The organism is Pseudomonas sp. FSL W7-0098, from assembly GCF_005930585.1.
Classification (GTDB): Bacteria; Pseudomonadota; Gammaproteobacteria; order Pseudomonadales; family Pseudomonadaceae; genus Aquipseudomonas; species Aquipseudomonas bubulae.
Genome location: NZ_RXHW01000017.1, coordinates 38,992 through 50,720, shown reverse-complemented (window position 1 = coordinate 50,720; position 11,729 = coordinate 38,992). Strand labels below are relative to the sequence as shown.

The following is an 11,729-nucleotide window of genomic DNA, read 5'->3' as shown; positions in this document are numbered from 1 at the left end:
GACATCTTGACGTTGGCGAGGTCAACGCCGGAGTTGTCCGCTTTGACGCGCACTTTAACGTTGTAATCGACCACTCGTTTGACAGCTACAAGAACCTTCATGGATTCCTCGTTACTCTCCGGTGAAAAGAAAGTCGCCTAGGCGAACCTGGCGGTTGATGCTCGTCAGCACAAGGGCACCTCCAAAGATCGTTGCCTTATTAATAGACGGGTACCAGCGACTGCCCCTGCGACCGTCTGTCCGATGTGACTAACAAGTCATCCACCAAAAGGACGTGTAAACTCCGCTGCAAAAATGGCAGGCTCCCACTGGCTCATGCCTGTGCCCTGTCTTTAGAGGTGCTCTTGAAACCGACAATCAGCCTACGGCGAGCGCAAAACCGACCGTATCTTGACCGGAACACCATTTGCGGTCAATACAGCAAATGGGCCAGTTTTAAGCCGCGCGTCTTTGATTTGTCTGGGTTGCAGTGAATTCAAACAAACGTTTGTATTGGACCCTGCCAGTGGTGTAGATATAATGCCCGACCGCATAGAGAGAGCGGCGCCTCATCCATTGCGTCCTTGGCCTGCGTCGAGGGAATAATGGATGAAACGCCAAACCTCCAATTAGAAAAATACCGTTGAGCCTTGAGTAGGAGAGAACCTGTGGAACGCGAATACATGGAATTCGACGTGGTCATCGTCGGCGCCGGCCCTGCCGGTTTGTCCGCCGCCTGCCGCCTGAAGCAGAAGGCCGCCGAAGCCGGTAAAGAAATCAGCGTCTGCGTGGTTGAAAAAGGCTCCGAAGTCGGTGCTCATATCCTGTCCGGTGCGGTCTTTGAACCTCGCGCCCTGAACGAGTTGTTCCCGGACTGGAAAGAGCTCGGCGCTCCGCTCAACACTCCCGTTACCCGCGACGATATTTATGTACTGCGCAGCGACAGCACCGCGACCAAGGTGCCAGACCTGTTTGTGCCGAAAACCATGCACAACGAAGGCAACTACATCATCTCCCTGGGCAACCTGTGCCGCTGGCTGGCACAGCAGGCCGAAAACCTGGGTGTAGAAATCTACCCGGGCTTCGCTGCTCAAGAAGTGCTATTCGACGAAAACAATGTGGTTCGCGGGATCATCACCGGCGACCTGGGCGTTGACCGCGAAGGCAACCCCAAGGAAGGCCTGTACACCCCGGGCATGGAACTGCGTGGCAAGTACACCCTGTTCGCCGAAGGCTGCCGCGGTCACCTGGGCAAGCAACTGATCGAGCGCTTCAAGCTCGACAGCGACGCAGATGCCCAACACTACGGTATCGGCCTGAAAGAAATCTGGGAAATCGACCCGGCCAAACACCAGCCAGGCCTGGTGGTGCACACTGCAGGCTGGCCGCTGGACATTATCAGCAGCGAAAACACCGGCGGTTCTTTCCTGTATCACCTGGAAAACAACCAGGTAGTAGTTGGCCTGATCGTTGATCTGTCCTACAGCAACACCTTCCTGTCGCCATTCGACGAATTCCAGCGCCTCAAGCATCACCCGGTGCTCAAGCAGTACCTGGAAGGCGGCAAACGTATCAGCTATGGCGCTCGCGCCATCTGCAAAGGCGGCCTGAACTCGCTGCCGAAAATGATCTTCAACGGCGGCGCATTGATCGGTTGCGATCTGGGCACCCTGAACTTCTCCAAGATCAAAGGCAGCCACACCGCGATGAAGTCCGGCATGCTCGCAGCTGAGGCCGTGGCTGACTCGTTGCTCGCCGACTCCGAAGGCGGTGATGCACTGAACACCTACGTTGAGGCCTTCAAGGCCAGCTGGCTGTTCGACGAACTGTTCGCCAGCCGCAACTTCGGTCCGGCACTGCACAAGTTCGGCCCTATCGTGGGCGGTGGTTTCAACTGGCTTGATCAGAACATCTTCGGCGGCAAACTGCCGTTCACCCTGCACGACACCAAGCCTGACTACGCCTGCCTCAAACAGGCCAAGGACTGCAAAAAGATCGACTACCCGAAACCGGACGGCAAACTCAGCTTCGACAAGCTCAGCTCGGTATTCATCTCCAGCACCAACCACGAAGAAGAGCAGCCTTGCCATCTCAAGCTGCGCGACGCGAGCATCCCGATCAGCGTCAACCTGCCGCTCTACGACGAGCCTGCTCAGCGTTATTGCCCGGCGGGTGTGTACGAAGTGATCACCCAGGAAAGCGGCGAGAAGCGCTTCCAGATCAACTCGCAAAACTGCGTGCACTGCAAAACCTGTGACATCAAGGACCCGTCACAGAACATCACCTGGGTAACCCCGGAAGGTGGCGGCGGGCCGACTTACCCGAACATGTAAGTCTAAAAAAGGCTCCTTCGGGGGCCTTTTTTATTGCCCCCGGATTTGTGGGAGCGGGCTTGCTCGCGATGGGATCGCCCAGGTTTGCCTGACAGACTGCGCTGTGCGCATCGCGAGCAAGCCCGCTCCCACACCACGCCCGTCACACCGGCTGGCTAGCACCCCACCCCTTCATGACCGGGGCTGCGTTCGAAGTAGCGCTTGTACTCGCGACTGAACTGCGACGTACTCTGATAGCCCACCCGCTCCGCCACCTGCGCCACCCCCAGCCCCTCACTCAATAGCAACTGCTGCGCCCGCAACAGCCGCAACCGCTTGAGATACTGCACCGGCGACAACAAGGTGCTGCGCTTGAAATGCTCATGAAAGGTCGACGCGCTCATATTCGCGCAACGGGCCAATGTCTCGACATTCAGCGGCTGTGCGAAGTGTTCATGCAAGTAGCTCAATGACGCCGCCACCCGGGCAAACTGCCCTTGCTGCTCAACCAAAGCCCGCAACACACCCGCCTGCGGCCCCCGCAAGGCCGCGAACAGCACCTCGCGCAACCTCGCCTGCCCAATGATCCGGCACTCCAGAGGGTCGTGCAGGCAACGCAACAGGCGCTCGACCGCCTGGCGCATATCGTCATCCAGCACCGCCGAGGTCATCGACTCCGGAGTTTGGGCAACTGCACTGCGGTCAGGGGCCAGGCCCATGGCCAGTACCAACTCGCCCAGTACCGCTCGGTCGATGCTGATAGCAACACCCAGCAATGGCATTTCTTCCGAAGCGAAGGTTTCACACTCAAAAGGCACCGCCAGCGCCTGCACCAGATAATGTCCGGCACCGTATTCCAGGGTGCGCTGGCCCAGATAGGCCAACTTACTGCCTTGAGCAATCACCATTAGGCTAGGCTCATAAATCTGCGGCATTCGGGCTACTACCCGACAGGCAGAAACCACCCGGACTTCGGGCAACAAGGTCGACACAAAACCGGTTTGTGTCGCCAGCGGTTCGATCAGAGACACCAGAGTGGCGTTCTCGTCACGGTGACGGGTCAAAAGCATGGAGAAAGGTTCGCAGGAGGAATAGACAGCCGCATCTTCGCAGAATTGGTCAATAAAATGGCAGCCACCCCGTCAATCCGGAGTATTAGGCATGACAGACGGAGGAATCGTCATAGTCCTGAAAGACATGTAAGCGCAAAATTGCGCCCTGTTCACAGTCAACGTTTCGCGAGGTTCTCATGTCCACTGTTACTTATAACGCTATCGGTTATGCCGCCCAGAATGCCAAGGCCCCACTGGCGCCCATGCCGTTCAACCGTCGCGCACCGCGACCGGACGACGTCTCGATCGAAGTGCTGTATTGCGGTGTCTGTCACTCCGACATCCACCAGGCGCGCAATGACTGGGGCTTCGCGACTTACCCGCTGATGCCGGGCCATGAAATCATCGGCAAGGTCACCGCCGTTGGCGACAAAGTTACCAAACACAAGGTCGGCGATCTGGTCGGCGTGGGCTGCATGGTTGATTCGTGCCGCACCTGCTCGGCCTGCCAGGAAGACCTGGAGCAATACTGCCTGGAAGGCATGACCCAAACCTACGCCAGCCCGGACCGCATCGACGGCACCCTGACCATGGGCGGTTACTCGGACAAGATGGTTGTCAGCGAACACTTCGTACTGAGCATTCCGAAAAATCTCGACCCGGCCAGCGCCGCACCCCTGCTGTGCGCCGGCATCACCACCTACTCGCCTCTGGTTCACTACGGCGTGGAAGCGGGCGACAAGGTCGGTATTCTGGGTATGGGCGGCCTGGGCCACATGGGCATCAAGTTCGCCAAGGCTCTGGGCGCTGAAGTGACCCTGTTCACCCGTTCCGAAGCCAAGGCTGAAGAAGCGCGTCGCCAGGGCGCCGACCATGTGATCGTGTCCACCGATGCCGAGCAGATGAAAGCCGCTGCCGGGCACTTCGACTTCCTGCTGGACACCATTCCGGTGCCGCACGACCTGAACCCGTACCTCGAAACCCTGACCTTTGACGGCGTACACATTCTGGTGGGCCTGATCGAGCCGGTTGAGCCGGCACTGAACGCCTTCAACCTGGTGTTCAAGCGGCGCGTACTGGCCGGCTCGCTGATCGGCGGCATTGCCGAAACCCAGGAAATGCTCGATTTCAGCGCCGAGCACGGGATTACCTGCGATATCGAAATGCTCGACATCAAAAACATCAACGAAGCCTTTGAGCGCGTGGTGAAAGGCGATGTGAAATACCGCTTTGTGATCGATATGAAAACGCTGAAAGCCTAAATGCGTCTTTGTGGGAGCGGGTTTCCCGCTCCCACAATCACTGGGCCTAGGGCTCAAGCCCTATCGGGAAAAACTCGCCAGCGCTCCACACGCCCAGCCAGTTTTGCCCATCGATTTCAGCAACCACCGCCAGTTCTATCAACTGATAGAACACATTGCGGTGGATCAGCGCTTCAAGGTTACGCCGTACATGCAGGTAAGGCGCAGGCTCCTGGGTCTCGGGGTTAATGACGAAGCGCAGCGGGTGCTCGCTGCCAGCGCTGACCGACTCATCGACATTGGTGGTAAAGCGCAGCACTTGCTGCTCCCCCGCCCCTTCCACGTCCAGAGCGACCGCTACAAAAGGCGCGTCATCCACTTTGATGCCGACCTTTTCGACCGGCGTGATCAGAAAATATTCATCACCATCGCGACGAATGATGGTCGAGAACAATTTGACCATTGGCTTGCGACCGATCGGCGTACCCATGTAATACCAGGTGCCATCACGGGCGATACGCATATCGATGTCCCCGCAAAAGGCGGTATCCCACAAATGAACGGGCGGCAGCCCCTTGTCGGCCCTGGGGATTTGCGCCAGCAAATTGCTGACGTCTACCGGCTCGCTCATGGTGCTCTCCTCGACTTATTGATCGCTCAAGCCTATCAAGCTGCGGGCGTACTTGGCGAGCGGCGGGCCGATCAGGTCGGCGGGCTTGTTGTCATGGAACGTCAGCAAACCGCCACGGCTGCGAATGGTGGCAGTGTCAATCAAGTACTGAGTGCTGGTTTCGATCAGCATCACCTGAATCACCCCACTGTCGATGCCCAGGCGGCTGATTTCTTCCTGATCGAGCCATTCGTCGCTGTTGCCGATGCGGTCATCGGCCCGGGCAAAGCGGGTGTACAACAGGTAGTGGGCGCCAAAATTACGCGCTTCGGTCATGGCCTGATCGAGCCCCACCGGCTCCTTGGCCCGGCGCACCATGGGGAAGTATTCGACAAAACCGTTGAAAGCTTCTTCGGCAACGATATTGGGCCGCACATACGGATCGCCGATCGGTGCAAAAGGCCCCTGGGCGATATAAATAAAGGAATCAGGCTGAATGCGCAGCGAATTGCTGCGACGTGTATTGCTGTGATCGAGCAAACCGGCGTCGCTCATTTGATAGCGCGCGCCCTCGCCCAGATCACTGACGCTCATGCAGCCGCCCAGCGCCAAAAAAGCCAGCAACACAATCAGACCACGCATCCCGCTCTCCCGAAAGCCGATGACAAAAAACCGGCGAATAGCCCCGAGATGCAGATTACGCGCCAACACCCTCCTCCCCTGTGGGAGCGGGCTTACCCGCTTTGGCATCAACTCGGAGTATCAGCAAGACCGGTTTGCCAGCATCGCAGGCAAGCACGCTCCCACACAGATTGTTAGCCGCCGATGATTTTCATCACCGTAGCGCCGCCCGAGAAAGCCACGTCCTGTTTGTCGCCCAGGGCTTTCATCAATAAACCTTGCAGCGCTGGCAATGCCTCGTGGCGCGGCTTGTTCAGCAGATCACCCACATAGTGGCGATTGCTCGATGACAGGCAACCATGCAGCCACCCCGTGGACGACAACCGCAACCGCGAGCAGGTCCGGCAAAACGGCACGCTTTCGTTGGCAATCACGCCGAAATACCCGTGCCCGGGAATCTGGTAACGCACCGCCGTGGCGTCGATGGGCGCATCAGCCTGCAGGTATTCATGATGCTCGCCAATCAGCGCCAACAACTGCTGCAGGCTGACGAACTGCTGCAGGAAAGCATTGCCATCACTGGCCAGGTGCCCCATGCGCATAAGCTCGATAAAACGCAGCTCGTAACCACGCTCAAGGCAGTACTCCAGCAGCGGTATGACCTGATCCAGGTTCTGCCCGCGCAGCGGCACCATATTGACCTTGATTTTGATCCCGGCCTCACGCGCCTGTTGCATGCCATCGAGCACCGTTGCCAGGTCTCCGCCCCGGGCAATGCGGCGGAATGCTTCTGGGTCAAGGGTATCGAGGGAGACGTTGATGCGAGCGATGCCCGCGTCCAGCAGCAACGGCAGTTTGCGCGCAAGCAATTGGCCATTTGTAGTCAGGCTGATATCACCCAGGCCGAGCCGGCCGACATCACGCATAAAGGTGTCGAGCTTGGGGCTGATCAGCGGCTCACCGCCGGTGATGCGCAAGCGCTCGATGCCTGCAGCTTCGATCAGATAGGCCACGCCGCGCACCATGGCTTCGGCCGACAGCTCATCCTGTGCCGCCACCAGCCGTTTACCGTTGGGCACACAGTAAGTGCAGGCATAGTTGCAGGCTGAAGTCAGGCTGATCCGCAAATTGCGAAAACGTCTGCCTTGGCGATCAACGATCATGAATGACTCCGGCGCGGGGGAAATGGGTCACTGCAAAACCTGACTCATAAATCAGGTTTTGGCAAGACCCAAGCCTGAGTATAAGCCTCAAGGCCATAAGCCATGAAGGCAAATACAGGCTGTGGTTACTCGACTGCCGGGGTGTCGGTGTCACGCTTGCGCTTGTTGCCCATGCGCACGCCGATGTCCATCAGGAACTGGAAAAAGCCCTCCTGATCTTCCAGCACATTGCTCCAGAACGGCGAGTGATACAGCGCCACCGCACCATGCACCAGGGCCCAGGCCGCGCAATAATGGAAGTAAGGCGGCACGTCTTCGAGCTTGCCTTCGCTGATGCGGCCCTTGATCAGCAGGGTCAGGCGCTCAAAGTTGGAAGCGCGGATCTTGTGCAGCTCTTCGACCAGTTCAGGCACCTGATTGCCCTTGACCACCTTCTCTTCAAGGCGATCAAACAATCGGTAGCGCTGCGGGTCGCGCATGCGGAACTCAAAGTAGGCACGGGACAGCGCCTCCTTGTCTTTATCCACATCGGCGGAATGCAGCAGCTCGTTCAAATCGCGCTCGTAATCGAGCATCAGGCGCAGGTAGATTTCGGCCTTGGACTTGAAGTGCTTGTAGATCGTGCCTTTGCCGATACCCACGGCATCAGCGATCATCTCGACGGTGACACTGTCTTCACCCAGGTCGAGGAACAGCTTGAGCGCGGTATCGAGAATTTCTTGCTCACGGCGACGAAACTCACGGACCTTACGGGGTTCTTTGTGCATAAGAAAAGGTCTGTTCGGGTCAAAATCGAAGCGGAGTATTATGCATTAGTCACGCTAAATTGCACGGATCATCCTGCATATCGATGGGTCCAAACGATTTACCCACGATTAGATGAGCACTCAAGCGAAGCTGGGGTATTCCAAATCTGTTTAAAAAACGATCAGCTACGGCTGGACGTTCGACAAAGCTGACCAATACTTATCATGTCGGCGTGACATCCCCCCCAAAGTGCTGCGCCGATATTGGCCGCAATGGAATGTGTGCCTTTGTTTTACTCCTAATGGTCTTAACCCGGATTCCCCAGAGCCCGGGTTTTTTTTGCCTGCTGTTCAGTTAAACGCCAAACCTGTAGGAACGGGCTTGCTCGCGACACAGGCAACTCGGTTTAGCAGACACACCGCAGCGATCCCATCGCGAGCAAGCCCGCCCCCTCAAAGCCACGCAATCATCTGACCCGTGCCAGCGGGAACAGGCGCTTGAAGTTTTCGGTGGTTTGCTCTGCAAAGCGTTCGTAGGACTCACCGCGCAACATCGCCAAAAACTCAGCCACTTCACGCACGTATTGCGGCAGGTTTGGCTTGCCACGATGGGGGATCGGGGCGAGGTAAGGCGAGTCGGTCTCCACCAGCAGCCGGTCGGCAGGCACCTGACGGGCCACATCGCGCAGGGCATCAGCATTGCGAAAAGTCACAATCCCCGACAGCGAGATGTAGTAACCCATGTCCAGCGCCGCCCTGGCCATGTCCCAGTCTTCGGTAAAGCAATGCAGCACACCGGCCTGCGGCAACGCTGCCTCACGCAACATGTCCAGGGTATCGGCGCGGGCACCGCGGGTGTGGATCACCACCGGCTTGCCGGTCTGTTGTGCCGCCTCCAGGTGAACCCTGAACGACAGTTGCTGCAAATCGGCTGCTTCAGGCTCGTAGTGGTAGTCCAGGCCAGTTTCACCAATGGCCACCACCCGTGGGTGATTCAACTCGCCCAACAGCCAGTCAAGCGCCGGTGCGGCACCGGGTTGTACGTCCAGCGGGTGGACGCCCACCGAGCAGTCCACATCGGCATAGCGCTCAGTCAGGGCTTTGACATCGGCCGCGTTGTCGGCGCTTACGCCAATGCATAGAAAATGCCCGACACCACGTTGGCGCGCAGCCTCAAGGGCGGCATCCAGCGAGCCGTCATGGGCGCTCAGATCAAGACGATCGAGATGGCAATGGGAGTCAACCAGCATACAAAAAATTACCTGTTTATCAATTCAGTCAGATCAGCGCTGGCCGGGCAGGCCTGCCCACTGCACCAGCAACGCTTCAAGCAACAGATCACGGTTGAGGTTGGCCTTGCTCAAGACCTTCTGGCGCTGGGCAAGAATCCAGTCCTGAATAGTCAGGACTTTGTCCTGCGCAGTCTTCTGCGCCAGGTACTGCAGCACTTTGCGCATGTCCTCCAGCCCGAGACCGTCCTCGTCCTGAGTCAGTTGATAGCGCAGGATCAGGTTCGACCAGTCGCAAAACCAGTCAAAGAGCAACAGCAGCGGGATGGCTTTCCAGCTTTCAGCCAACTGACTGGCCGACAACTCGCGCTTGAGCAGTTTTTTAACCCCCTCAACCACCGCCGCACGCTGCTCGCGCACACCCTGGGCCTGCAGCTTGACGGCCACCAGGGGGGAACCGGCTGCCAGAGTCAGTAATTCGACCCGCTCGGCCTCAGGGATATCGGGCAGCGCATGGGCCAGCCATTCAAGGCTCAGCGCTTCACTTGGCAACGGGCAGGCCTGCTGCACACAGCGGCTGCGAATGGTCGGCAGCAACCGGCTGGACTGATGACTGACCAACAGCAAGACAGTGTTGCCCGAGGGCTCTTCAAGGCTTTTGAGCAAGGCGTTGGCGGCGTTGATGTTCATCGCCTCCACCGGCTCGACCAGCACCACCTTGCGCCCGCCCAACTGGGCGGTCTGCACCACAAAACTGACCAGATCACGCACCTGGTCAACCTTGATCGCCTTGCCAGCCTCTTCAGGCTCAAGAATGTAGTTGTCGGGGTGACTGCCCGCCGCCAGCAACGAACAGGACTTGCACGTACCGCAAGCCTCAAGCCCGACCGGCTGTTTGCACAGCAGGCTGGCCATCAGCCGCTCGGCCAGCGCCCGCTTACCGATGCCCGCCGGGCCGTGCAGCAGGTAGGCATGAGCGTGCTGCGCGCGCCCGGCCATCTGCTGCCACAGGCCGTCTTGCCACGGATAAGCCTCAGCCACGGTGCATGCCCAGCAATTGCGGCAACAGGGCGTCGAGCTGGCCCTGCACCTGCTCCAGGGTTTGTGCGGCATCGATCAGGCGGTAGCGCCCGGGCTCAAGCCTGGCACGTTCAAGGTAGGTACTGCGCACGGCGTCAAAGAAGGTGCGGCCTTCCTGCTCAAAGCGGTCGAGGCGACCGCGGGCACTGGCACGGGCCATGCCGACTTCGATGGGCAGATCGAACACCAGGGTCAGATCCGGGCGCAGAGCCCCCTGAACAAAGGTCTCCAGGGTGGCGATGCGCTCATGGGACAAGCCCCGGCCGCCGCCCTGATAGGCATAGGTAGCATCGGTAAAGCGATCACACAGCACCACCGCGCCACGGGCCAGTGCCGGACGAATCACTTCGGCCAGATGCTGGGCGCGGGCGGCGAATACCAGCAGCAGCTCGGTGTCGGCACACATGGCGTCGTCGCTGGGCGTAAGCAGCAGCTCGCGGATGCGCTCAGCCAGCGGCGTGCCGCCGGGTTCGCGGGTCAGCACCACGTCGATGCCTGCGGCGCGCAAACGCTCTGCCAGGTACTCGCGATTGGTACTTTTGCCCGCGCCTTCGGGGCCTTCCAGGGTAATAAACAAGCCAGTCACAGGCGGCAATCCTTAATCAGTGTCTTTCGGACTTTGCGGCTCGACCGGGGCGCTTGCCGGTTCAGCAGCGGGGGTCGGCGCAGGGCTCGAACGATAATCGGCCCGACGTTTGATCTGGAATTCACGCACAGCAGAGTTGTGCGCATCCAGGTCATCGGAAAACGTGTGGCTGCCATCGCCCTTGGCCACAAAGTACAGGCTGGTGCCATCCGCCGGGTGCAGTGCGGCATAAATGGCCTCACGCCCGACCATGGCAATCGGTGTCGGCGGCAGACCGGGAATGGTGTAGGTGTTGTACGGCGTAGGCTCGCGCAAATGGGCGCGGGTCAGTTTGCCGTTGTATCGCTCACCCAGACCGTAGATCACCGTAGGATCGGTTTGCAGTGGCATGCCGATTTTCATCCGACGCACAAATACTCCGGCAATTTGCCCACGCTCTTGTGGCACACCGGTTTCTTTTTCCACCAGGGAAGCCATGATCAGCGCCTGGTATGGCGTTGTATAGGGTACGCCCGGGTCACGCTGTTCCCATTCCTGGGCCAGCACTTTATCCAGACGGTCGTAGGCCTTTTCCAGCAACTGGGCATCGGTCATGCCACGCACAAAACGGTAGGTATCAGGGAAAAACCGCCCTTCCGGGAATACCCCTTCGTGCCCGAGTTTGGCCATGACTTCGCTGTCGCTCAGGCCGTCGAGGGTCTGTTCGATTTTTTCGTGTTTGGCCAGGGCGCTACGCACCTGGCGAAAGTTCCAGCCTTCAACCAGGGTCAGGCTGTATTGCACCACCTCACCACGCTGCCACACACCGATCAACTCCTGGGCGGTCATGCCCGGAGTCATGCGATATTCGCCGCTGTGCAAAGGCTGGCCTTCAAGGTTAAAGCGCCAGTAAAGACGCAGCCAGAATGCGTCTTGCAGGTTACCGTCAGCTTCCAGTCGATTGAAGGTGCCGGTCGGCGTGGCGCCGGCCGGGACATCGAGCAATTGCTCTTGCGTCAGGTTCAGCGGCTGGTCGAGCGCCGAGTTGAGCTTCCAGGCACTGACGCCCAGCAGCAAGCCCGCCAGCACCAGACCTGTCTCCAGCAGCACCAAGATTTTACGTTTCACGAA

11 protein-coding genes and 1 pseudogene are annotated in these 11,729 nt (G+C 58.8%); 2 read left to right on the top strand and 10 right to left on the bottom strand.

Annotated features, from left to right (window positions below; all coding sequences use genetic code 11):
* Window positions 1-101: pseudogene (locus tag FHL07_RS23105) on the bottom strand (electron transfer flavoprotein subunit beta/FixA family protein); the annotation flags it as partial.
* Between the two features lie 546 nt (window positions 102-647).
* Here FHL07_RS23105 and FHL07_RS23100 point away from each other — a divergent pair.
* Window positions 648-2,312 carry an electron transfer flavoprotein-ubiquinone oxidoreductase gene (locus tag FHL07_RS23100; protein ID WP_095019830.1) on the top strand — a complete coding sequence of 555 codons (1,665 nt, stop codon included), beginning with the start codon at window positions 648-650 and terminating at the stop codon, window positions 2,310-2,312.
* A gap of 155 nt (window positions 2,313-2,467) precedes the next feature.
* Here the strand turns inward: FHL07_RS23100 and FHL07_RS23095 are convergent, their stop codons facing one another.
* Window positions 2,468-3,361 (bottom strand): AraC family transcriptional regulator, encoded by an 894-nt coding sequence (locus FHL07_RS23095; protein ID WP_138738951.1) that lies wholly within the window; start codon window positions 3,359-3,361, stop codon window positions 2,468-2,470.
* A 179-nt stretch (window positions 3,362-3,540) separates the two neighbouring features.
* On the opposite strand from FHL07_RS23095, the gene FHL07_RS23090 reads away from it, so the two are divergent.
* A complete protein-coding gene (locus FHL07_RS23090; protein ID WP_095003165.1) occupies window positions 3,541-4,605 on the top strand; it encodes an NAD(P)-dependent alcohol dehydrogenase in 1,065 nt (354 codons plus the stop codon).
* 46 nt (window positions 4,606-4,651) lie between these two features.
* Here the strand turns inward: FHL07_RS23090 and FHL07_RS23085 are convergent, their stop codons facing one another.
* The 8 genes from FHL07_RS23085 to mltG all read right to left on the bottom strand — a co-directional run bounded on the left by FHL07_RS23085 (window position 4,652) and on the right by mltG (window position 11,726).
* Window positions 4,652-5,215, bottom strand: a complete 564-nt coding sequence (locus FHL07_RS23085; protein ID WP_095003164.1) for a DUF1285 domain-containing protein — start codon at window positions 5,213-5,215, stop codon at window positions 4,652-4,654.
* Window positions 5,216-5,230: 15 nt separating this feature from the next.
* Complete coding sequence (locus tag FHL07_RS23080; RefSeq protein ID WP_095019647.1) at window positions 5,231-5,836, bottom strand: DUF4823 domain-containing protein; 606 nt, start codon at window positions 5,834-5,836, stop codon at window positions 5,231-5,233.
* A 173-nt stretch (window positions 5,837-6,009) separates the two neighbouring features.
* Window positions 6,010-6,978 (bottom strand): GTP 3',8-cyclase MoaA, encoded by a 969-nt coding sequence (locus FHL07_RS23075; protein WP_138738950.1) that lies wholly within the window; start codon window positions 6,976-6,978, stop codon window positions 6,010-6,012.
* A 125-nt stretch (window positions 6,979-7,103) separates the two neighbouring features.
* Window positions 7,104-7,745 (bottom strand): TetR/AcrR family transcriptional regulator, encoded by a 642-nt coding sequence (locus FHL07_RS23070; protein WP_019827947.1) that lies wholly within the window; start codon window positions 7,743-7,745, stop codon window positions 7,104-7,106.
* A gap of 446 nt (window positions 7,746-8,191) precedes the next feature.
* Window positions 8,192-8,974, bottom strand: a complete 783-nt coding sequence (locus FHL07_RS23065; RefSeq protein ID WP_095039428.1) for a TatD family hydrolase — start codon at window positions 8,972-8,974, stop codon at window positions 8,192-8,194.
* A gap of 33 nt (window positions 8,975-9,007) precedes the next feature.
* Entirely contained in the window at window positions 9,008-9,994 is a 987-nt protein-coding gene (locus FHL07_RS23060) for a DNA polymerase III subunit delta' (RefSeq protein ID WP_138738949.1), read from the bottom strand.
* The gene (gene tmk, locus FHL07_RS23055) at window positions 9,987-10,619 is read right to left on the bottom strand and encodes a dTMP kinase (RefSeq protein WP_095024457.1); all 633 of its coding nucleotides are present in this window, start codon (window positions 10,617-10,619) and stop codon (window positions 9,987-9,989) included. Before tmk ends, FHL07_RS23060 begins: the two co-directional genes overlap by 8 nt.
* Before the next feature lie 12 nt (window positions 10,620-10,631).
* A complete protein-coding gene (gene mltG, locus FHL07_RS23050; RefSeq protein ID WP_095024456.1) occupies window positions 10,632-11,726 on the bottom strand; it encodes an endolytic transglycosylase MltG in 1,095 nt (364 codons plus the stop codon).
* Between the last annotated feature and the right edge of the window lie 3 nt (window positions 11,727-11,729).